The organism is Pseudomonas sp. St386, from assembly GCF_018325865.1.
Classification (GTDB): Bacteria; Pseudomonadota; Gammaproteobacteria; order Pseudomonadales; family Pseudomonadaceae; genus Aquipseudomonas; species Aquipseudomonas brassicacearum.
On sequence record NZ_AP021900.1, the window covers coordinates 2337905 to 2359976 of the forward strand.

22 protein-coding genes are annotated in these 22072 nt (G+C 61.9%); 12 read left to right on the forward strand and 10 right to left on the reverse strand.

The window, feature by feature from the left end:
- The first annotated feature begins 9 nt into the window (after positions 1-9).
- On the forward strand, positions 10-2244 hold the full coding sequence (gene glgB, locus KI235_RS10330; RefSeq protein WP_053162248.1) for a 1,4-alpha-glucan branching protein GlgB: 2235 nt from the start codon (positions 10-12) through the stop codon (positions 2242-2244).
- A 187-nt stretch (positions 2245-2431) separates the two neighbouring features.
- Here glgB and gudD read toward each other — a convergent pair whose 3' ends face one another.
- Positions 2432-3775: a glucarate dehydratase gene (gudD, locus tag KI235_RS10335; protein ID WP_003200108.1), complete on the reverse strand. Its 1344-nt coding sequence runs from the start codon at positions 3773-3775 to the stop codon at positions 2432-2434.
- A 28-nt stretch (positions 3776-3803) separates the two neighbouring features.
- Positions 3804-5150 (reverse strand): MFS transporter, encoded by a 1347-nt coding sequence (locus tag KI235_RS10340; RefSeq protein ID WP_003200111.1) that lies wholly within the window; start codon positions 5148-5150, stop codon positions 3804-3806.
- Positions 5151-5487: 337 nt separating this feature from the next.
- Here KI235_RS10340 and KI235_RS10345 point away from each other — a divergent pair, with 337 nt between their 5' ends.
- The gene (locus tag KI235_RS10345; protein ID WP_003200113.1) at positions 5488-6198 is read left to right on the forward strand and encodes a FadR/GntR family transcriptional regulator; all 711 of its coding nucleotides are present in this window, start codon (positions 5488-5490) and stop codon (positions 6196-6198) included.
- Positions 6199-6446: 248 nt separating this feature from the next.
- Here KI235_RS10345 and KI235_RS10350 read toward each other — a convergent pair whose 3' ends face one another.
- The 3 genes from KI235_RS10350 to KI235_RS10360 are packed head-to-tail and all read right to left on the reverse strand — an operon-like array spanning position 6447 to position 9039.
- Positions 6447-7628: an acetyl-CoA C-acetyltransferase gene (locus KI235_RS10350; protein WP_003200115.1), complete on the reverse strand. Its 1182-nt coding sequence runs from the start codon at positions 7626-7628 to the stop codon at positions 6447-6449.
- A gap of 11 nt (positions 7629-7639) precedes the next feature.
- Positions 7640-8305: a CoA transferase subunit B gene (locus KI235_RS10355; protein ID WP_003180355.1), complete on the reverse strand. Its 666-nt coding sequence runs from the start codon at positions 8303-8305 to the stop codon at positions 7640-7642.
- 35 nt (positions 8306-8340) lie between these two features.
- Positions 8341-9039, reverse strand: a complete 699-nt coding sequence (locus tag KI235_RS10360; protein WP_003200117.1) for a CoA transferase subunit A — start codon at positions 9037-9039, stop codon at positions 8341-8343.
- 130 nt (positions 9040-9169) lie between these two features.
- Here KI235_RS10360 and KI235_RS10365 point away from each other — a divergent pair, with 130 nt between their 5' ends.
- Positions 9170-10075, forward strand: a complete 906-nt coding sequence (locus KI235_RS10365) for a LysR family transcriptional regulator (RefSeq protein ID WP_003200120.1) — start codon at positions 9170-9172, stop codon at positions 10073-10075.
- A gap of 47 nt (positions 10076-10122) precedes the next feature.
- On the opposite strand, the gene KI235_RS10370 is transcribed toward KI235_RS10365, so the two are convergent.
- Positions 10123-10950, reverse strand: coding sequence for an NAD-dependent protein deacetylase (locus KI235_RS10370; protein ID WP_003200121.1), 828 nt, complete (start codon positions 10948-10950; stop codon positions 10123-10125).
- A gap of 185 nt (positions 10951-11135) precedes the next feature.
- Between KI235_RS10370 and KI235_RS10375 the strand changes: the two genes are divergently transcribed.
- From KI235_RS10375 to KI235_RS10390, 4 genes are all read left to right on the forward strand, one after another.
- Positions 11136-11408 (forward strand): hypothetical protein, encoded by a 273-nt coding sequence (locus tag KI235_RS10375; RefSeq protein WP_003200123.1) that lies wholly within the window; start codon positions 11136-11138, stop codon positions 11406-11408.
- A gap of 35 nt (positions 11409-11443) precedes the next feature.
- Entirely contained in the window at positions 11444-11692 is a 249-nt protein-coding gene (locus KI235_RS10380) for a metallothionein (protein ID WP_013692693.1), read from the forward strand.
- Between the two features lie 477 nt (positions 11693-12169).
- A complete protein-coding gene (locus KI235_RS10385; RefSeq protein ID WP_032833229.1) occupies positions 12170-12547 on the forward strand; it encodes a general stress protein in 378 nt (125 codons plus the stop codon).
- 279 nt (positions 12548-12826) lie between these two features.
- On the forward strand, positions 12827-13786 hold the full coding sequence (locus KI235_RS10390) for a ZIP family metal transporter (protein ID WP_212795668.1): 960 nt from the start codon (positions 12827-12829) through the stop codon (positions 13784-13786).
- A gap of 24 nt (positions 13787-13810) precedes the next feature.
- Here KI235_RS10390 and KI235_RS10395 read toward each other — a convergent pair whose 3' ends face one another.
- Positions 13811-14218 carry a YkvA family protein gene (locus KI235_RS10395; RefSeq protein ID WP_212795669.1) on the reverse strand — a complete coding sequence of 136 codons (408 nt, stop codon included), beginning with the start codon at positions 14216-14218 and terminating at the stop codon, positions 13811-13813.
- A 243-nt stretch (positions 14219-14461) separates the two neighbouring features.
- Here KI235_RS10395 and KI235_RS10400 point away from each other — a divergent pair, with 243 nt between their 5' ends.
- Positions 14462-15481 (forward strand): hypothetical protein, encoded by a 1020-nt coding sequence (locus KI235_RS10400; protein ID WP_038856110.1) that lies wholly within the window; start codon positions 14462-14464, stop codon positions 15479-15481.
- A gap of 9 nt (positions 15482-15490) precedes the next feature.
- Here the strand turns inward: KI235_RS10400 and KI235_RS10405 are convergent, their stop codons facing one another.
- Positions 15491-15685 (reverse strand): hypothetical protein, encoded by a 195-nt coding sequence (locus KI235_RS10405; RefSeq protein ID WP_003200134.1) that lies wholly within the window; start codon positions 15683-15685, stop codon positions 15491-15493.
- Positions 15686-15903: 218 nt separating this feature from the next.
- Here KI235_RS10405 and glsB point away from each other — a divergent pair, with 218 nt between their 5' ends.
- Positions 15904-16812 carry a glutaminase B gene (gene glsB, locus KI235_RS10410; RefSeq protein WP_003200136.1) on the forward strand — a complete coding sequence of 303 codons (909 nt, stop codon included), beginning with the start codon at positions 15904-15906 and terminating at the stop codon, positions 16810-16812.
- A 63-nt stretch (positions 16813-16875) separates the two neighbouring features.
- On the opposite strand, the gene KI235_RS10415 is transcribed toward glsB, so the two are convergent.
- Positions 16876-17205 (reverse strand): hypothetical protein, encoded by a 330-nt coding sequence (locus KI235_RS10415; protein WP_003200138.1) that lies wholly within the window; start codon positions 17203-17205, stop codon positions 16876-16878.
- Between the two features lie 648 nt (positions 17206-17853).
- Positions 17854-19800, reverse strand: a complete 1947-nt coding sequence (locus tag KI235_RS10420) for a DNA topoisomerase III (protein WP_027912566.1) — start codon at positions 19798-19800, stop codon at positions 17854-17856.
- A gap of 244 nt (positions 19801-20044) precedes the next feature.
- Between KI235_RS10420 and KI235_RS10425 the strand changes: the two genes are divergently transcribed.
- The 3 genes from KI235_RS10425 (at position 20045) to KI235_RS10435 (ending at position 22033) form a co-directional block, all read left to right on the forward strand.
- Positions 20045-20452, forward strand: coding sequence for a response regulator (locus KI235_RS10425; RefSeq protein ID WP_003200142.1), 408 nt, complete (start codon positions 20045-20047; stop codon positions 20450-20452).
- Positions 20453-20555: 103 nt separating this feature from the next.
- Positions 20556-21077, forward strand: coding sequence for a sigma-70 family RNA polymerase sigma factor (locus tag KI235_RS10430; protein ID WP_003200143.1), 522 nt, complete (start codon positions 20556-20558; stop codon positions 21075-21077).
- Positions 21074-22033 carry a FecR domain-containing protein gene (locus KI235_RS10435; protein ID WP_027912565.1) on the forward strand — a complete coding sequence of 320 codons (960 nt, stop codon included), beginning with the start codon at positions 21074-21076 and terminating at the stop codon, positions 22031-22033. The genes KI235_RS10430 and KI235_RS10435 overlap by 4 nt, the downstream gene beginning before the upstream one ends.
- The last annotated feature ends 39 nt before the right edge of the window (positions 22034-22072 follow it).

The window sequence follows — 22072 nt, forward strand, 5'->3', positions numbered from 1 at the left end:
GAGAGAATCATGAGTGTCTCGAACAAAGAACCACAGGGGCAGGCCAAGGAGTCGTTGCTGCCGGCGCCCCATGACATCGACGCGCTGGTGCGCGCCGAACACCACGACCCGTTTTCCATCCTGGGGCCTCATGGCGACGACGCCGGCGGCCAATTCATTCGCGCGTATCTGCCCGGAGCCCTGAGCGTGCATGTGCTGGCCCGCGATGGCGGCGACGAGCTGGGGGAGCTGCAACCCACCGCAACCCCGGGACTGTTCGTCGGCCATTTCGACCGTACCCAGGCGTACTTGCTGCGCACCCGTTGGGCCGGCGGCGAGCAGGTTGCCGAAGACCCCTACAGCTTCGGCCCGTTGCTGGGGGAGATGGACCTTTACCTGTTTGGCGAGGGCAATCACCGCGACCTCAGTTCCTGCCTCGGTGCGCAACTGACCACCGTCGATGGCATCGACGGCGTGCGGTTCGCTGTCTGGGCGCCGAACGCCCGACGCGTTTCGGTGGTCGGGGATTTCAACGTCTGGGACGGGCGTCGGCATCCGATGCGCATCCGTTATCCGTCCGGCGTGTGGGAGATATTCATCCCCAGGCTGGGTCCCGGCGAAGGTTACAAGTATGAAATCCTCGGCGCCCACGGCATCCTGCCGCTCAAGGCCGACCCGGTGGCCCTGGCCACGCAGATGCCGCCAGACACGGCGTCGAGAGTCGCCTCACCCCTGAAGATCGAGTGGCAGGACGACGAGTGGATGCAGCACCGTCGCGAGCGGCATCTCCCGGGTGCGCCGCTGTCGATCTATGAATTGCACGCCGGCTCCTGGCAGTGCGAAATCGACGAGGCGGGTGAGGTGGCCCGGCAGTACAACTGGCATGAAATGGCCGAGCGGCTGATCCCGTATGTCAAGGACCTGGGCTTCACCCACATCGAGCTGATGCCGATCATGGAGCACCCGTTCGGCGGCTCCTGGGGCTATCAGCCGCTGTCGCAATTTGCGCCGACGGCACGCTTCGGCTCGCCGGACGATTTCGCGGCGTTCGTCAACGCCTGCCACCAGGCCAATATCGGCGTCATCCTCGACTGGGTGCCGGCGCATTTTCCCACCGACACCCACGGCCTGGCCCAGTTCGACGGCACTGCGCTGTACGAATACGGCAACCCGCTGGAAGGCTTCCACCAGGATTGGGACACGCTGATCTACAACCTGGGCCGCACCGAAGTGCACGGTTTCATGCTGGCGTCGGCGCTGCACTGGCTCAAGCATTTCCACGTCGATGGCCTGCGGGTGGATGCCGTGGCCTCGATGTTGTACCGCGACTATTCGCGCAAGGCCGGCGAGTGGGTGCCCAACCGCCACGGCGGACGGGAAAACCTCGAAGCCATCGATTTCCTGCGGCACCTCAACGATGTGGTGGCGCTGGAAACCCCCGGTGCGCTGGTCATCGCCGAAGAATCCACGGCGTGGCCGGGCGTCAGCCAGAGCACCCAGCAGGGCGGCCTGGGTTTCGCCTACAAGTGGAACATGGGCTGGATGCACGATTCGCTGCACTACATCCAGCAAGACCCGGTGTACCGCGCCCATCACCACAACGAACTGAGCTTCGGCCTGGTGTATGCCTGGTCCGAGCGCTTCGTCCTGCCGATTTCCCATGACGAAGTGGTCCACGGCAAACGCTCGCTGATCGACAAGATGCCCGGTGACCGCTGGCAGAAATTCGCCAACCTGAGGGCCTACCTCAGCTTCATGTGGGGGCATCCCGGCAAGAAGCTGTTGTTCATGGGCTGTGAATTCGGCCAATGGCGCGAGTGGAACCACGACCAGCAGTTGGACTGGTACCTGCTGCAATACCCTGAGCACCGTGGTGTGCAGAAACTGGTCAGCGATCTGAACCGTCTGTATCGCGAAGAACCGGCGCTGCACGACCAGGATGATGCGCCCCAGGGGTTCCAGTGGTTGATTGGCGACGATGCGCTTAACAGCGTCTACGCCTGGCTGCGCTGGAGCAAGGAGGGCCGGCCGGTGCTGGTGGTCGCCAACTTCACGCCGGTGCCGCGCGAGGCCTACCGGGTCGGCGTGCCATTCGGCGGGCGCTGGGTCGAATTGCTCAACAGCGATGCCGACACCTACGCCGGTTCCAACTATGGCAATGGCGGTGGAGCCTCCACCGAAGAGGTGCCCAGCCATGGCCAGGCCCTGTCGCTGGAACTCAACTTGCCGCCGTTGGCGGTTTTGATCCTGCGGCCGGAGGGTTAGTCGCGAGTCTTGCCATGCAACCCTGTGGGAGCGAGCCTGCTCGCGATGCGGTCTGCCTGAGAAGGTGATGTGGATGTGCCGCCGTCATCGCGAGCAGGCTCGCGATGGCGGTGGATCAGTCACCTGGATAGAGGCTGACACTGCGCAATCGCGAGCAAGCTCGCTCCCACAAGGGATATTGCCCGCTTTAGCGAACCAGGCACGGCCGCTTGTTGTTGAACGTCCAGCCTGGAATCAGGAACTGCATCGCCACCGCATCGTCCCGCGCGCCAAGGCCCATGCCCTTGTACAACTCATGGGCCTTGGCCAGTTGGTCGGTGTCCAGCTCAATCCCCAGTCCCGGTTTTTTCGGCACTTGCACGCAGCCGCCCTGGATCTGCAACGGTGCCTTGGTCAGCCGCTGGCCGTCCTGCCAGATCCAATGGGTGTCGATGGCCGTGATGTCGCCCGGTGCGGCAGCGGCCACGTGGGTGAACATCGCCAGGGAAATGTCGAAGTGGTTGTTGGAGTGCGAGCCCCAGGTCAGGCCCCATTCATTGCACATCTGCGCCACCCGTACCGAACCCTGCATGGTCCAGAAGTGCGGATCGGCCAGGGGAATGTCCACGGACTGCAAGGTGATGGCGTGGCCCATCTCGCGCCAGTCGGTGGCGATCATGTTGGTGGCGGTCTTCAGGCCCGTGGCGCGGCGGAACTCGGCCATGACTTCGCGGCCGGAGTAGCCGTTCTCGGCACCGCAAGGGTCTTCGGCATAGGCCAGCACCTTGTGCTGATCGCGGCACAAACGGATGGCTTCCTTGAGTGACCAGGCGCCGTTCGGGTCCAGGGTAATGCGCGCCTGGGGAAAGCGCTCGGCCAGCGCCGTGACCGCTTCGATCTCCGCATCACCTTGCAGCACGCCGCCCTTGAGCTTGAAGTCCTGGAAACCATAGCGGGCGTGTGCCGCTTCGGCCAGGCGGACCACGGCGTCGGCGTCCAGGGCCTTCTCATGGCGTACGCGGAACCAGTCGTTGTCGGCGTCCGGCTCGCTGCGGTAGGGCAGGTCGGTCTGCTGGCGATCGCCGACGTAAAACAGATAGCCGAGCATCTTCACTTCATCGCGTTGCTGGCCTTCGCCAAGCAGGGCGGCGACCGGTACATCCAGGTGTTGGCCGAGCAGGTCCAGCAACGCCGCTTCCAGGCCGGTCACCGCGTGGATGGTGATGCGCAGGTCGAACGTTTGCAGGCCACGACCGCCGGCATCGCGGTCGGCAAAGGCTTGGCGCACGGTGTTGAGGATCTTCTGGTACGTGCCGATGGGGCTGCCGACCACCAGCGAACGGGCGTCTTCGAGGGTCTGGCGAATGCGCTCGCCACCGGGCACTTCGCCCACGCCGGTGTGGCCGGCGTTGTCTTTGAGGATGACGATGTTGCGGGTGAAGAACGGGCCGTGGGCGCCGCTGAGGTTCAGCAACATGCCGTCATGGCCGGCCACGGGCACGATCTGCATGCTGGTGATGATCGGGGCTTTGCTGGTTTCTGGGGTGCTCATCTGTACTTATCCTTGAACAATCGAATGATCAGACGTGGCTGGCGGCCGGGTCGGCTGGGGTTGTCACGGCTTTGGGCTTGGGCGTGTTGCGTGCGGCAAACACGATGATCGCGGCAATGATCGAGGTGGCCGCCAAGCCATAGAGGCCGCCCTGGATCGAGCCGGTGTTCTGTTCCAGCAGGCCGAACGTGGTTGGAGCGACGAACCCTCCGAGGTTGCCCACCGAGTTGATCAGGGCAATCACCCCAGCGGCGATCCGTGCGTCCAGGTAAGCCTGGGGAATTGGCCAGAACAGCGACGACGCCGACTTGAAGCCCAGGGCCGCGAAGCAGATGGCGACGAAGGCGAAGATCGGCCCGCCGGTGGTGGACATGAACATCCCGGCTGCCGCGATCAACAGGGCCGTGGCGACCCAGGCCTGCTGGAATTTCCACTTGGCCGACAGCGAGGCGAAGGCGTACATGCCGACGATCGACAACAGCCACGGGATCGAGTTGAACAGCCCGACCTGGATGTCGCTCAGTTCGCCCATTTTCTTGATGATGCTCGGCAGCCAGAACGTGGCGGCATAGATCGTCAATTGGATGAAGAAGTAGATCAGGCAAAACAGGATGATCTGGCGGTCCTTGAGCAACTGGCCGATGGACAGTTTGATCGGCGAGGCGGCTTCTCGTGCGCGCTGTTCATCGTCGATGGTTTTGACCAGCACATCTTGTTCTTCGCGGCTCAACCATTTGGCGTCGTGGGGCTTGGAGTCCAGCCAGAACCAGACGAAGACGCACAGGCCGACGGAAAACATCCCTTCGATGAAGTACATCCACTGCCAGCCGTGCATGCCCAGGCCATTGATTTGCAGCAGCAGCCCCGACAGCGGGCCGGAGATCAGCGACGCAATGGCCGAACCGCTGAGGAAGATGGCGATGGCTTTGCCGCGTTCGACACCCGGCAGCCAGCGAGTGAAGTAGTAGATCACCCCAGGGAAGAAGCCGGCTTCGGCCACGCCCAGCAGGAAACGCAGGATGTAGAAGTGGGTTTCGTTCTGGATGAAGGCCATGCCCGCGGCCACCAGGCCCCAGGTGAGCATGATGCGGGTCAGCCAGATACGGGCGCCGATTTTTTGCAAGAGGATGTTGGACGGGACTTCGAACAGCGCGTAGCCGATGAAGAACAGGCCGGCGCCAAAGCCGTAGGCCGCGGCACCGATGCCCAGGTCGTGCTCCATATGGGCGCGCACGAAGCCGATGTTCACGCGGTCGATGTAGTTGACGATAAACATGATGACGAACAGCGGCAGGATGTGGCGCTTGACCTTGGCGATGGCCGACAGCAGCACCGGATCCGCTCCGGCATTCGCCTTGAGGCTGGATGTGTTCACTGGTTTTTCTCCCACTCGTTATTTTTATGCGGGGCATCGTGCAGGTGCCGATGTTGATAGACATCATACAACCTGATTTTTTTGAGTGACAAGATATTTTTTAGCGTGATTGGATGGGCGGTCAGACTTTTTAATGCTGTATTTGTTGGGTGTAGTTGAAGTTTTTGACGGTGTGCAGGGCGCACGGTGCGATAGAAATCGAGCTTTTATGGGCGTTGATTTTCGAAGTCGATCGCCAGGTGCGGTGTGTTGTCATACAAGTTTGGCGTTCTGTAATGCTCACTCTCAAGCCTGCTGATGGTAGGATCGACCAGCCTGTTTTCGAGGAACCCTGGCGATGCAAGACACCGAAGCGCCGCTGCGCAAGCGTACCCATAACCTGGCCCATGACCTGGTGGCGAAGCTGAGCCAGAGCATCTTGCTGGGACAGTTGAAACCCGGCGAAAAACTGCCATCGGAAGGTGCCATCGTTCGCGAGCATGGCGTCAGCCGGACCGTGGTGCGCGAGGCGATTTCCAAGTTGCAGGCTTCGGGGCTGGTGGAGACCCGCCACGGCATCGGCACCTTTGTGCTGGCGCAAACCGGCGAGCCGGGGTTGCGGCTCAATGTCGACACTGCGGCAGGGGTGCGGGCAATCCTGGAGCTGCGCCTGGGCCTGGAAACCCAGGCGGTGGCATTGGCAGCCCAGCGCCGCAGCGAACACCAGTTGCAGCAGATGCGCCAGGCGCTGGATGACTATCAGCGGCTGTCCAGCAACAACGACAGCTGTGTCGAGGCCGACCGGCGGTTCCATCTGCTCATCGCCGAAGCCACGGACAACGCCTGTTTTGTCGAAATCATGCAGCACCTGGGCAGTGCGATGATCCCCAGGACCCGAGTGAACGTGGCCGAACGCGGCCAGGCGGACCTGGGCAAGCTGGCACAACTGGCCAACCTCGAGCATGAGGCGATCTTCAACGCCATCAAACGCCAGGACCCGGACGCCGCCCGCGCCGCCATGTGGCTGCACCTGACCAACAGCCGCGACCGGTTTGGCGCAGGTTCCTGACGGCTCATCGTCGCCTGACCCACCGCCATCGCGAGCAAGCTCGCTCCCACAGGGGATTGGCGGTGGGCACAGAATCCCAGAACACCACAGATCCACTGTGGGAGCGAGCCTGCTCGCGATGAGGTCGGTAGGCCATGCGCAAAACAGCAGGCAAAAAAAACCGGCGCAACCGAGATTGCGCCGGTGGTGGTGCCAGTGGTTGTGCGGATATTCGTGGGTCCGCGCAACCACCGTTGAACCTGTATCGGTTATGCCCGTTCCAGCGCCAGGGCCACGCCTTGGCCGCCGCCGATGCACAGTGTCGCGAGGCCTTTCTTGGCGTCGCGCTTGATCATTTCATGCAGCAGCGACACCAGGACTCGGCACCCCGATGCGCCGATAGGGTGGCCCAGGGCGATGGCGCCGCCGTTGACGTTGACCTTGTCCATGTCCCATTTCAGTTCCCGGGCCACGGCCAGCGATTGGGCGGCGAAGGCTTCGTTGGCTTCGACCAGGTCCAGTTGATCCAGCGACCAGCCAGCCTTGTCCAGGCAGCGGCGGGTGGCCGAGACCGGGCCTATGCCCATGATGGCCGGGTCGACGCCGGCATTGGCGTAGGCACTGATTTTCGCCAGCACGGGCAGGCCCAGGGCCTTGGCTTTTTCCGCGCTCATCAGGATCACGGCGGCGGCGCCATCATTCAGCGAAGACGCGTTGCCAGCGGTGACGCTGCCGTCCTTCTTGAAGGCGGGTTTGAGCTTGCCCAGGGATTCGGCGGTGGTGCCGGCGCGCGGTTGTTCGTCGGTGGCGAACGCCACAGGATCGCCTTTGCGCTGGGGAATCAGGATCGGCGTGATCTCATCGGCGAACCGACCGCCCTCGATGGCGGCGACAGCCTTCTGCTGGGACGCGGCAGAGAAAGCGTCCTGCTCCTCGCGGCTGATGCCGTACTTGTCCACCAGGTTCTCGGCGGTGATGCCCATGTGGTAATCGTTGAAGGCATCCCACAGGCCGTCGGTGATCATGCTGTCGATCATCTTCGCGTGGCCCATGCGCAGGCCGGTGCGGGCGGCCGGCAACACGTACGGGGCCAGGCTCATGTTCTCCATGCCGCCGGCGATGATGACGTCGGCGTCGCCACAGCGGATCGCCTGGGCGCCCAGGTGCAACGCCTTGAGTCCCGAACCGCAGACCTTGTTCAGGGTCAGCGCCGGCACCGCATGAGGCAGGCCGGCCAGGATCGCCGCCTGGCGAGCCGGGTTTTGTCCGGATCCTGCGGTCAGCACCTGGCCAAGAATCACTTCATCGACCTGTTCGCCCGACAAACCGGTCTGTTCCAGCAGGCGACGAATCACCGCGGCACCGAGTTCCGGCGCGGGAATGGAAGCCAGCGAACCCTGGAAGCTGCCGATGGCGGTACGGGTAGCGGCGACAATCACGACTTCTTGCATCGAATCTCTCCTCACTGGGCAGCGAACTGCATTTCAGGCACGTGGTCCGGCACGATCAATTTGCCGGCGGTCTTGGCGACGATTTCCTCGACGCTGACGCCCGGGGCACGTTCTTTCAGGATGAAGGCGCCGTCCTGGATTTCCAGGTAGGCCAGGTCGGTCAACACCCGCTTGATGCAACCGGCGCCGGTCAGCGGCAGGCTGCAACGCGGCAGCAGTTTCGACTCGCCGTCCTTGGACGCATGGGTCATGGTGACGATGATGTTCTCGGCACCGGCCACCAGGTCCATCGCGCCGCCCATGCCCTTGACCAGCTTGCCGGGGATCATCCACGAGGCAATATTGCCTTCCACGTCCACCTCGAACGCGCCGAGCACGGTCAGGTCGATATGCCCGCCACGGATCATGGCAAACGATTCGGCCGAAGAGAAGATCGACGCGCCAATGCGCGCGGTGACGGTCTGCTTGCCGGCGTTGATCATGTCGGCATCGACTTCGGCTTCGGTGGGAAACGCACCCATGCCGAGCAGGCCGTTTTCCGATTGCAGCATGACTTCCATGCCTTCGGGAATGTAGTTGGCGACCAGGGTCGGAATGCCGATGCCCAGGTTCACGTAGTAGCCGTCCTGCATTTCGCGGGCGACGCGTTGAGCCATTTGTTCGCGGGAAAGTGCCATGTTGTTATTCCTTCATTCGGGCCGGGGGCAGGGGATCACTTACGCACGGTGCGCTGTTCGATGCGTTTTTCGAACGTGCCGCAAATGACCCGGTCGACGTAGATGCCAGGGGTGTGGATCTGCGTCGGGTCCAGCTCGCCGGGTTCGACGATTTCTTCGACTTCCACCACCGTGATCTTGCCCGCCGTGGCGGCCAGTGGATTGAAGTTCTGGGCGGTGTGGCGATAGATCACGTTGCCGAAATGATCGGCCTTCCAGCCTTTGACGATGGCGAAGTCGCCGGTGATGGATTCTTCCATCAGGTACTGGCGACCATGGAATTCACGCACTTCCTTGCCTTCGGCCACCGGGGTGCCGACGCCGGTGGCGGTGAAGAACGCCGGGATGCCTGCGCCGCCGGCGCGCATTTTTTCCGCGAGGGTGCCTTGGGGGGTAAGTACGACTTCGATTTCACCGCTGAGCAGTTGCTTCTCGAACAGGGCGTTTTCGCCCACGTAGGAGGCGACCACCTTGCGGATCTGCCGGTCTTCCAGCAGCACGCCGAGGCCGAAGCCGTCGACGCCGCAGTTATTGGACACTACGGTGAGGTCGCGGATGCCCTTGCGCTTGATCTCGGCGATCAGGTTTTCCGGGATACCGCACAGGCCGAAGCCGCCGGCGATGACGGTCATGCCGTCCTTCAAGCCTTCCAGCGCTTCCTCATAAGAGCTCACGCGTTTGTCGAAACCTGCCATAGACACCTCTTTTATTCTTGATGGGGTCGCAATGGGATGCAGTGTTGCGCCAAGTCATATATTTGTTAAGTTGATTTTTAGGTTGGATTGATTGATAAAACTCAACAATAGACCTTGGAGCGTAGCGAGCATGACCCTCAAGCAAATCCGCGCCTTCCTCGCCGTGGCCCAGAGCCTGAGCTTTGCCGTGGCCTGCGAGCGGTTGCACCTGTCCCAGTCGGCCCTGAGCCTGACCATCAAGGCCCTGGAAGAAGGCCTCGGCGGTCGCTTGTTCAGCCGTAATACCCGTAACGTGGCGCTGACGCCCGAAGGCGAATCCTTGCTGCCACTGGCCCGACGGCTGATTGCCGACTGGGACAACGCCGAGGACGAAATGCGCCAGCGCTTCACCTTGCAGCGTGGCCGCGTGACGTTGGCGGCGATGCCGTCGTTTGCCGGCAACCTGCTGCCGCCGATCCTCAAGACCTTCCGCGCCCGCTATCCGAATGTCAACGTCACGGTCAACGACGTGATCAACGAGCAAGTACTGGAAATGGTCCGCGATCGTCATGTCGAATTGGGTGTGGCGTTCGAGCCGATGCAGGGTTCGTCATTGGCGTTCACGCCCTTGTATCTGGATCGCTTCGTCGCGGTAGTGCCGTTGGACTCACCGTTTGCCCTGCGCGACGAAATCCACTGGGAAACCCTGCTGGAACAGCCCTTCATCACGCTGCAACGGCCCTCCACCGTACGGGTGATGCTGGAGGAGCATCTGCGGGCCCGGGGCATGAAACTGCCTGTGGAGTTCGAGAGCCACCAATTGGCGACCGTCGGGCGGATGGTCGCCAGCGGGCTGGGGGTGAGTGCCGTGCCGGCGCTGTGCGTCGGGCAGATGCATGAGCTGGGCGCCCGCTGCATCACCTTGAGCGATCCGGTGATCGAACGGGCCATCGGGGTGCTGACCAAGCCGGGGCATGAACTGTCTGCGGCGGCGCAGGCGTTGTTCGATACGCTCAGGGATCAGGATTTGGGCACATTGACCGCAGGCTACCACTGATCCTGTGGGAGCGAGCAAGCTCGCTCCCACAGGGGTATGGCGTGGTGTCAGATCAACAGTGGCAACAGTTGCTCACACGGCTCTTCAAGCTTGAGGTCCAGCAGCTCATCGGCCCGGGTCTTGCCTCGGTTGATCGCCAGCAGCGGCTTGCCCTGGTCCTTGATGGCCCGGCACAGGCGAAACGCCGAATACGCCATCAGCGACGAGCCCACCACGAGCAGGCCGTCCGCTTGCTCGACGGCTTGCACGGCGCGGGTCGCGGTGAGGGGGGCGACGTTCTCGCCGAAAAACACTACGTCGGGTTTCAATCGCTCGCCGCCGCAATGAGGGCAGCGAGGCACTTGGAAGCGCGCCTCGAAGGCCGGGTCGAGCAGGGTGTCGCCATCGGGTGCCTGCACCGCATCGACACCGGCCAGGTAAGGGTTTTCGGTTTCCATCAACTGTTGAATCTGCTGTCGTTCGCTGCGCTGGCCGCAATCCAGGCACAGCACGCGATGCAGGCTGCCGTGCAGTTCGATGACGTCCTGGCTGCCGGCCTGGTCATGCAGGGTGTCGACATTCTGGGTAATCAGGCCGGTGATGCGCTGCCGTGCCTGCAATTGGGCCAAGGCCTCGTGAGCTGCGTTCGGCCTGGCCTGCCGCACCCGTGGCCAGCCCAGCATCGCCCGCGCCCAGTAGCGCCGTCTTGCCTCGGCCTGGGCGAGGAACTCCTGATACATCATCGGCTGTCGACCCCGGCGTACACCGTCGCTGTCGCGGTAGTCGGGGATGCCCGAAGGGGTGCTGATGCCAGCACCGGTGAGCACCAGGAAGCGGCGTCCGGCCAGGTACGCCTGCAACTGATCGAGCGGTTCGCGATGGAAATCGTCCGGCATGGGTGTTTCTCCGTGGGCCTGGATTCGTTGAGGGTAGCACTGTCGAGCACGGGGCCTGCGTCACGCCTTTCGTCGCTCAGCGGCGCTGTTCTGCAAACTTTCCTTGCAGGAGGGGCCTCCACACTTATGTGCGAAAGAGCAATCGGGTTGTTTCGGTCGCTCTGAACCTGTCGCAGGGGAGGCTTATGAAACAGACCATCGGTGAAGTACGGGCCATCAATCGACCGCGCGCAATGGTGGGTGTGTACGTGGGGCAGGAGCACGGCCATACCGTGCTAGCGCTGCGTTCGGCCAATGACATCGATATTGGCGACATCCTGGAGTGGGACAGCGGCACGGCCTTGGGCACTCAGTCCTATCACAACCAGACCAAGGGCTGGACCGCCGATGTGTATGTGGCAAACCACGGTGTGGCGACGGCCAACCTTGAGGTCCAGTTGATGGTGGGCTCTTCCTGACGGCGCCTTCGACTTATTACTTCGGGAGAAAGAGCATGAGCAAACTAAAGTGCGGTTGCCCCGATTGCCAATGCGAGGTGGATCCGCAACGGATGTTCAACCACGACGGCGAGGCTTATTGCAGCCAGGCGTGTGCCGAACAACATCCCAACGGTGAGCCGTGTCCGGCCCCCGACTGCCATTGCGAACGCAGTGGCAAGGTGGGTGAGCGGAATGTCACCGATAACCAACTGGACGACGCGCTGGAGGAAACGTTTCCGGCGAGCGATCCGATTTCACCCTGAGCATTCTTGAATCCGGGTATCGGCGACAGGGTATCCGGACGCCGCAAGCCGGTCAGTGCGGTGGTGCAGGACAACACCGGCAGCCCGCGAGTTTTGGCTTCCTGGAACGGCGCGAGGCCAGGGTGACGAGACCGGTGCAATGGGGTGCCGGCGCCACTTGGCCTTTGGCGGACAGCGTGGAAAGACACGCACTGTTTTCCCCATGTGGGAGCGAGCTTGCTCGCGATAGCGTTGGATCAGCCTTATTGATATCGACTGACACACCGCCATCGCGAGCAAGCTCGCTCCCACAGGAAGTTTCAGTCTCGACCTATTTAATAGCCTGATGCAATAAAGATCATGGCGGCGGCAATATAAATCGAGCATTGACCATTCGTCGCCGTTTACAACGTTTCCCTAAAACCTTGGCGGCGTCATGTTTTCCGAATAAGACGAGTCAGCAAGGCTCGTTGACATCAACTAAACGAGGTGAATGAAATGGCTAACACAGGAAGTAACAATCCTGGCAATTTCGCTAACGATCGTGAAAAGGCATCGGCAGCCGGGAAAAAGGGCGGCCATGCATCAGGGGGTAACTTCGCCAATAATCCTGAGCGTGCATCCGAGGCAGGGCGCAAGGGAGGGCAGGCATCGGGTGGTAATTTTGCCAACGACCCTGGGCGTGCCGCAGAAGCCGGCCGCAAAGGCGGGCAGGCCTCTGGCGGTAATTTTGCCAACGACCCTGAGCGGGCTTCGGAAGCCGGCCGCAAAGGTGGCCAGGCCTCGGGCGGCAACTTTGCCAACGACCGGGAGAAAGCCTCCGAAGCGGGTAGAAAAGGCGGTGAGAACAGCCGCGGCGGCGGCCGTGATTCATAATGCCCGCTGACATGGCAAGCCCCGTGCCCATGGCATGGGGCCCCATTGGTTTATATAGCCGAGTTTGCCGGGTTTAAACTACTGCCGGGCTTACAGTCTGTTCGCTTTGTTCGTTAAAAATATGGGTTAATTGGTGAGTTAATCACCGTTCGTCTCGTTTATTGAATAAAAGATAAATCATCCTGTTACTTCCTCCGACTATAAAAAACGGCGAGGGCGGCGCTTCCTTGCCTGGATATTATGTTTGATCGTTGCCACCGTTTAGGAGCACGATCAGCCATGTTTTGGTCAACACCCGTAAGGACCTTCGATGGACCAACCCACCTCCCGGAGTCGATCTCCCTGGCGCACCTGGCTCAACCCCGTGCAAGACAACCTGTTGCTGGGGTAACGTTCTGGCTCGGGCTGGCGTTGGTGGCCGCGTTGTTGCTCTACAGTGGCTACAACGCCCTGGTTGGCGCTAATCGTCAAAACCTGGGCTACGCAGTGCTGGGCGGTACCTCGGGCTTTGCCGCCACCGCCCTGGGTGCGTTGATGGCAGTGGTGCTGCGCGATATCGCCTCGCGTACCCAGGACATCATGCTGGGTTTTGCCGCCGGCATGATGCTCGCCGCCAGTTCGTTCTCATTGATCCTGCCGGGCATCGAAGCGGCACAGGTCATCTGCGGCAATCAGTTGCTTGCCGCGTTTGTCGTCGTGGTCGGCCTGGGCCTGGGCGTCGCCCTGATGATCGGCCTGGACCGTTTCGTGCCGCACGAGCACGAACTCAGTGGCCGGCGTGGGCCCCAGGCCGAACGTATCAATCGCGTCTGGCTGTTCGTGCTTGCCATCACCTTGCACAACTTGCCGGAGGGCATGGCCATCGGCGTCAGTTTTGCCGACGGCGACTTCAAGGTCGGCCTGCCCCTGACCACCGCCATCGCTATCCAGGACATCCCCGAAGGCCTGGCCATTGCCATGGCGCTGCGGGTTACCGGTATCAGCACCTTGCGTGCCGCGCTCATCGCGGTCGGCTCGGGGTTGATGGAGCCACTGGGCGCGGTGATTGGCCTGGGCATGTCATCGGGTGTCGCCGTCGCGTACCCCATCAGCCTGGGGTTGGCGGCGGGGGCGATGATTTTCGTGGTATCCCACGAAGTGATTCCCGAAACCCACCGCAACGGCCATGAAACACCGGCCACTCTGGGGCTGATGATGGGGTTTGCGGTGATGATGTTTCTCGACACGGCGCTGGGCTGAGCCCCCTGAACCGAATGCATGGTTTCAGCCGGTATTGACGGGACCGCCGTAGAACATGAACCAGGTACCTGCCAGTGTCGCTATCCAGGCCAGCACAATCAACACCGCCGCTAGCTTGTTCACCGGGCGCTGGCCATCGTTTTCCTGCCATTGTCGGGCCTTGGCTGCACATTCTGCCAGCACTGCGAGCGGCGTCAGGCGAAGCGCCAACCAAATCCCCAGGGGCAGCAAGATCACATCATCCAGATAACCCAATACCGGGATGAAATCCGGGATCAGGTCAATGGGGCTCAGGGCATACGCCACCACGATAACGGCGATCCATTTGGGCAGCCAGGGCGTCTGCGGATGGCGATAGCAGAACCACAGCGTCATGGTCTGGCGTTTCAGGGTCCTGGCCCATTGGCGAAGACGTTCGAGGAGCTTGGTCATCAAAGCCCTGCAAGGTCTAGGGATCGACAAAGGATACTCGCAAACTGCGAGATGAAACCTGTGGGAGCAAAGCTTGCTCGCGATAGGTGTATCAGCAGTATTGATGTCGGCTGATACACCGCTATCGCGAGCAAGCTTTGCTCCCACAGGTTTGCTCCCATAGGTTTTTGCCTCCACAGGTTTTACTGTTCTCGCGACCTATACTCAACCCCATGGGTGACCTGAATCCGGGGTGGCGCGATCGTGCTGCGTTCGCTGGTGCTGGCCGTTTTGCTCGTTCTGGCGGGGTGCGCCACGCCGCAGCGCGGTCAACAGGCTGCCACGGTGACGATTGACCAGGCCACTTGGCGACAGGTGGACCAGCAGATCATCGCAGCATCGAAAAGCGCTATCGAAAAGGCGGGGCTCTACGCCCGCGGGTCGATGGAGCATTGGCGTGTGTTGGTCTATGAGCGCACCGAGGCTGAGTTCATCCCCTGGTTCAGCAGCTATTGGACCCAGGAATGGCTGGCGGTGAAGGTCAGCTGGTATGCCGCCAGTGCCAAGGCTGAGGAGGATTCCTCGGCCAGGCGCCTGGCGGTTTACCTGCAAGAACAATATCGCGAGCAGGTACTGGAACCGGTGGCGGTGGAAATTGATCCCGAGGCGATCAGGGCTGCCGCGACGGACTACTACATACGTCAGCTCAATCAGCAGGTCCAGGTCATCGCCCTGCGGCATCGAATCCCGAACGAACTGATGAACCGGCGCCTGCACGGCATTCCTGCCATCAACCTGGGGCCGCCGGCGGCGCGTAACGCGTCGTTGTACGAGGTGGTGCATACCGAACCGCTGAACACGCTGCCGGCTTATGCAGCCCTGATCGACCACGTCAACAAGGCCGCTACCACAGGTGCCGGGCCCTCAGAGGCGGTGATCGCAACGGTGGCGCAACGCACCAGCGAAAAAATCGAGGCGCAATTTGCCACCCGAGGGGCGACCGGCGCGGCGGCGGCGGTCGCCGGGAAGGCGGCCGGGGCGTTGATCTCGGTGGGCGTGGCGGGTATTCGCGCGATCATCCACGAGGGCGAGCGGCCGGAAATGGAGGCAGAAATTCGCAAAAGCCTGAGCGCTGCGTTCGATGAGGCGTGGTTCAGGTCGCTCAAGCATCCCCTCAGCGGGGTGATGGCGCCGGTGTACTACCTGGACGAGGAAATAGAAGGCAACCTGGTGGAGGCGGAGCTGGCCAATCGCGCGGTGGCATTGCCGGACATCAAGCCGTGACGGGCTGGCTCATTCTGACCCGAGGGTGACGCGGCAACCCTTGCGCTGGCGGATCTGCTCGTCCGATGGGCGTTCCTTGATGAACTCGAAGCGCGGCTCGCCTTCGCTGTAGATCACCAGCCAGCCCCATTCCAGCTCGCTTTCATCCTGCCCGGGCTTGGGCGGCGAGGCCCACCAGGGTTCTTTTTGCATGATCTGGCGCATCGTCTGCTCCTGTCGATTGATCCTTTGAACTATAGACCGCTCGATTTTGTGACAAGCGCCTGTGAAAGCGCTTGCTCCCACAAAGTCTGCTTCCACAGATCCCCTTGCCGGAGGGTTGTGTGCCTGAAGCTTGATAATCAGTGTGCTCTGACCTCGCCCACCAGCGTCTAGCGTCTGTATCCCCGCACTCGAACGGGGAATGACTGGACCCCGCGCATATGCAAGCACTGTTGAACGAGATCCTCGATGCGGTTCGCCCCCTGATTGGTCAGGGCAAGGTGGCCGACTACATTCCGGCCCTGGGCACTGTGGCGCCCAACCAGTTGGGCATTGCCGTGTATGGCAACGACGGCGAGTTGTATTGCGCCGGCGACGCCGAAACAGCGTTTTCGGTGCAGAGTATTTCCAAGGTGTTCAGCCTGGTGCAGGCCATCGGGCATTCCGGCGAAGCGATCTGGGAGCGCCTGGGCCATGAGCCGTCCGGCCAACCGTTCAATTCCCTGGTGCAACTGGAATTCGAACGCGGTCGACCACGCAACCCGTTCATCAATGCCGGCGCGTTGGTGATCTGCGATATAAACCAGTCGCGTTTCGCCGCCCCGGCGCTGTCGATGCGCGATTTCGTACGCCGTCTGTCGGGTAACCCACAGGTGATGGTGGACGGCAAGGTCGCCGAATCGGAATACCAGCACCGCGCCCGCAACGCGGCGATGGCGTACCTGATGCAATCGTTCGGCAATTTCCATAACGATGTGGAAGCGGTACTGCGCAGTTACTTCAGCCACTGCGCCCTGCGGATGAGCTGTGTCGACCTGGCACGGGCATTCTGCTTCCTGGCCAACGACGGGTTCTGCAAGCACAGCGGCGAACAGATCCTCAGCGCCCGGCAAACCCAGCAGGTCAATTCCATCATGGCCACCAGCGGCTTGTACGATGAGGCCGGCAATTTCGCTTATCGCGTCGGCCTGCCGGGCAAGAGCGGGGTCGGTGGCGGGATTGTCGCCGTAGTGCCGGGGCGGTTCACGGTGTGCGTCTGGTCGCCTGAGCTCAACGTCGCCGGCAACTCCCTGGCCGGCATGGCGGCGCTGGAGTTGATGAGCCAGCGGATCGGCTGGTCGGTGTTCTAGAACCTGCCTCACAAAAAAAGGCCCGCTCCTGGATCAGGAGCGGGCCTTTTTGTGGAGTGGTTATCAGCAGAGGCGGTCGATGACCCGGACCTCAGAAGTGTTCTGCATCGACTGCCAGGCCTGGGTCAGCGTTTGCAACACGCGACCGATGAAGTCTTTGTCGGCCGCGGCCTTCTTGCCAACGTAGCCCTGGCCACGACGGTACATCTTCAGCCGGGCACCCAGCTCTTGCGTGTTCTTTTCGAACTCGTCTTCGCGGGTGTAGGGCGACAGGCAGTCCATATGCACCTGGCCAGTCTTGCTGATCCACAGGATATGGCTGTCGAGAGTGTCCTTGTGTGCTGCGAATATGCGAGCCAGTTCATCAATAGATGGTTGATTATTCAGATTCATGTGTAAGCCCCTTGACCATTTGGTTGATCTGTCTGGTGGTTCGCAAAAACTTCGCTACTCGGTAAGTACCTGCCTGCTACCGAAACCAGGCCGTCAGCATTCTTCCGTCGAACTTCGACAGGGTCGTGCATCGGTTGTGTAGTGTTATCGAAGGGCTGCTACGCAAATGCGCTACAACGAAGAGAAACAGCGAAGAATCTTCAGGCAGTGTCAACTTTCGAGGGTCGAACCACGCGCGTCATGAGGATTGATCGCCGGCGTTTCTCGTCCTTGTTACCGGACGGTCAGGCCAGGTCAGCACCTTCAATCTGCCTTGTGGGCAGTCCCTTATCCAAAAAACAGCTCGGCGGTCAGACGAGCTTGCTCAAACAGTTGCCTGTACTCCCGATCGGGGAGACGTCTGCATCATGCAAGGGCAAATCGGAGGCGTCAACGGTTTTGTAGTGATTATTTTTGCTCACTACATATTGTCGGACAAAACGGTTTGGGTATGAAAAATTGGCGAAGGCGCGGACTTATCTGTGGGAGCAAGGCTTGCCCGCGATGAAGATCACACGGTCGATCTGGAACCGAGTCGCCTGCTTCGCGGGCAAGCCTTGCTCCCACAGATCTTCTGCCACAGGTTCCATGTCTTCGGTGAGCCGCTGCTCAGGTCGCCTTGGCCTTGCTCGCCTTGCGCGGTGCGCCGCCAGCCTTGCGCTTGGCCGGCTTGCGTTTGTTTTTCCACGGCGTTGCGCCGCGCCCGGCGGGGCTGGCCGGGCCGCTGATGGTCAGGCTCATGCCCTGGCAGCGAGCGACGTGCTTGCTCATCCAGGCGGCTTGTCGGGTCACGAATTCCTCCAGGCTCATTTCGCCGCTTTGCACCATGTCCAGCGCCTGCTCCCAGATGGCCGTGGTGCCCGGGTCGGCGATGGCCCGGGGCACGGCGTCGATCAGGCTGAAGGCCGCCGGGGTGGCGGACAGCGCCTTGCCGTTTTTCACCAGGTAACCGCGGTCGAGCAGCCCCTGGATGATCGAGGCCCGGGTCGCTTCGGTGCCAATGCCGGTGGTGTCCTTGAGCTTTTGCTTGAGCAGCGGATCTTCTACCAGTTTGGCGACGTTCTTCATCGCCTTGATCAGGTCGCCTTCGGTGAACGGCTTGGGCGGTTGGGTCCACAGGTCCTTGGGTTTCACCTCGTCCACGGCGCAGTCGCGGCCTTCGGCCAGCGCCGGCAAGGTCTGCGGCGCCGGTGCTTCACGGCCCCTGGCCGGGGCCAGCGCTTCGGGCAGGGCGCGTTTCCAGCCGGGTTCGACGATCTGCTTGCCCACGGCCCGCAGCGCCTGGCCGGCACAGTCGAAGTCGGCCTGGGTCCGGTCGTATTCGTGGTTGGGCAGGAACTGCGCCAGGTAGCGCGCGCGAATCAGCGTGTAGACCGCGCGCTGCTTGCCGGCGAGTTTGTCGAGGTTCTTGGCGGCGGCGGTGGGAATGATGCCGTGGTGGGCGCTGACCTTGGCGTCGTTCCAGGCCCGGGACTTGCGTTGCGGCTGCAGGTGCTCGCGCAGCGGTGCAAGGCTTGGGTCGGCCTGGGCGAGGGCGGCCAGGATGGCTGGTGCTTCACTGTGCTGGCTCAAGGGCAGGAAACCGCAATCGCTGCGAGGGTAGGTGATGAGCTTGTAGGTCTCGTAGAGCGACTGGGCGATGTCCAGGGTTTCCTGGGCGCCGAGGCCGAGTTTCTTCGAGCAGACTTCCTGCAGCGTGCCCAGGTCGAAGGGCAAGGGTGCCGCTTCGCGCAGACGCTCGGTGCGCACTTTCAGCGTCCGGGCGCTGGCGGCGTTGCTCATGGCCATGGCCGCGTCTCGGGCCAGGGCCTGGTTCAGGCAGCGCTCCTGGTCGTCGCAGGCGTCCGGGTCGGCGCGCCACTGGGCGGTGAACGCCGTGCCTTCGTGGCTGAGCTGCACGTCGATGGCCCAATAGGCGATCGGTACGAAGTCGGCGATGCTGCGGTCGCGGTCCACCACCAGGCGCAGCGTGGGTGTCTGTACGCGGCCCACCGGCAACACGCCCTGGTAGCCGGACTGGCGCCCCAGCAGGGTGAACAGGCGACTCATGTTCATGCCGATCAGCCAGTCGGCCCGGGAACGGCCCAGCGCCGAGTGATACAGATTGAAGGTTTCGGCCCCCGGCTTGAGGGCGGCCAGGGCCTTGCGGATCGATGCTTCGTCCAGGGCCGACAGCCATAGCCGCCGGATCGGCCCGCGATAACGGCAATGTTCCACCAGCTCCCGGGCGATCATTTCGCCTTCGCGGTCGGCGTCGGTGGCGATCACCAATTCCTTCGCTTCCCCCAGCAGGCGCTTGACCGCCTTGTACTGGCTGGCGGTTTTCGGCTTGACGGTCATTTTCCATTGCGCCGGCACGATGGGCAGGTCGGCCAGTACCCAGCGCTTGTAGCGCGCGTCGTAGGCGTCGGGTGGGGCGGTTTCCAGCAGATGGCCGATGCACCAGGTGACCGTGATGCCAGGGCCCAGCCAGCAACCGTCGCCACGGCGCGTGGCACCGAGCACGGCGGCGATGTCCTTGGCCTGGGACGGTTTTTCACACAGGTACAGCTGCATAGCGCCCTTTTCCCGAGCAGATTTTCATGGGGCTGTAGCATGGTCATGGATGCGCGCCAGGGCAAGTTTTATCTGTATGGATATACAGATAAAAAGCGTTGCGCTGCGTTGCCAGGACGGCTCTGGCATGACATTCGGCGGCCTGTTGGCACACAGAATGAATTTCTCGCAGGGGGATTGCTCATAACTTCAAGGCGGTTGCTGCCGCAAAGAAGGTTTTATGAGGTCAAGGAGAGTCACTTTCATGAATTCGATGCCAAATGGCAACGGCCAGGCGACTACACGTTTGATTCTCGTTGTGGAAGATGATCCGACCATCCTGGAGTTCCTCTGTGAAATTCTCGAGGAGGAAGGGTTTGTCGTGGAGCCTCGGGAAAGCGCCGACGCGGCGTTGACGTTTCTCGAAGAGAGCGCCCATTACGTCGACCTGTTGCTCACGGATATCACCATGCCCGGAAAGATCGACGGCGCGGACCTGGCCAACCTGACCGGCGACCGCTGGCCGCAGATACCGCTGCTGATCATGTCCGGTTTCGAGACCCCGGAAAGCGCGGGAATCAAGCATCATGCTTCGTTCATCGCCAAGCCCTGGGCGCTGGGACAGATGCTGGACCTGGTGGAAAGCACGGTAAAAAGTCACTCCATGAACTGAGTCATTCCAGCGAGTGGGTGGTGGCCGGGCATGTTTGGGTTGCAAGCGGCGATAGGCTCCATGACAATGCGAGTCATTATCAGTCGCGAATTATTCCATTGCCATGTCTGCCAACGATCTGTCCCTACGCAGTGCTGTCGACGTTCTGTACAGTGATCATCATGGTTGGCTCCAGGGCTGGCTGCGCAAGCGTTTGGGCAACACCTTCGATGCCGCGGACCTTGCCCAGGATACGTTTGTGCGGGTCATCAAGGCGCGCACTGCGCTGGATATCCGTGAGCCACGACCGTACCTGTCGATGATCGCCAAAGGGCTGTTGATCGACCTGTTTCGCCGTCGCTCGCTGGAGCAATCCTACCTCGAAGTATTGGCGGCCATGCCGCAAGAGCAGCACCCCTCGCTGGAAGAGCAGGCAATCATGCTCCAGGCCCTGATGGAGATCGACCGCTTGCTCCTGGGGCTGGGGCCGCGGGTAAGGCAGGCGTTCATCCTGTCGCAGTTCGATGGCCTGACTTACCCGCAAATTGCCGAACGCCTGGGTGTCAGCGTACGCACGGTCAACAATCACATGGCCAAGGCCATGGAGCATTGCTGCCTGATGCAGATTCAACTGCAGCTTTCATGAACCTGCCCCCTGAAGAGTTGCACGCCATTCGCGTGGCGGCGCAGTGGTACGCCCGGCTGCATTCCGGTATCACCACCGACGCGGACCGGGCCGACTGGCGCGCCTGGCTGGCTGCCGATCCGCTGCACGGCCAAGCCTGGCAACGCATGGCGGCAGTGGCCGAGCAGATGGCAAGCGTACCGGGCGCCCTGGCCGCACCGACCTTGAGCGACGCCCACCATCGATCCCGCCGCCAGGTATTGCGTAGCGTTTTGCTGCTGACGTCCGCTGGCGGCCTGGGCTGGCTGGGCTGGCGCAGTCAGGCAAGCCAAAACCTGTTTTGCGATTACCGCACCGCCGTGGGCGAGCGTCGCGAGTTCCAACTGGCTGATGGCAGCACGGTCCTGCTCAACACCGATACCTCGATCAATGTTCGTTTCGATGGGAGGCAGCGGCTCGTGGAGTTGTTGCAGGGTGAGGTGCTTGTGACGACGGCGGTCGATCCCTTGCAGCGTCCGTTCAAAGTGGTGACGGGGCCGGTCGAGGTGCTTGCGCTGGGCACGCGGTTTATCGTCCGTGGTCAGGTGCGAGGCGGCGAAGTGGCGGTGCTGGAGAAAGCGGTCGAGGTGAGTCTGCCGGCGATGGGGTCAAGGAGGCGGGTCGAAGCCGGCCAGCGCCTGGATTTCAATGAGCGGTCGCTGGGCACGTTGCGGGGCAACGATGTGTCGGTCGGTGCCTGGCAGAAGGGCAGCATCATCGCCATTGACCGTCCCCTGGCGGCGCTGCTGGATGAACTGTCGCGCTATCGCCCCGGTGTGCTGCGCTGGGCCCCGGCGATTGGCGACTTGAAGGTCTCCGGTGTGTTTCCTGTCGATAACACTGACCTCGCCCTGGCGGCGTTGGAGAGCGGCTTTTCGTTGCGGGTGACGCGCTACAGCCGATTCTGGGTCCAGGTCGCAGGTGGCGAGCGGCGGTGACGCTGTGTAATAAAAATATCCGCCCCTGCACTTTTCAGC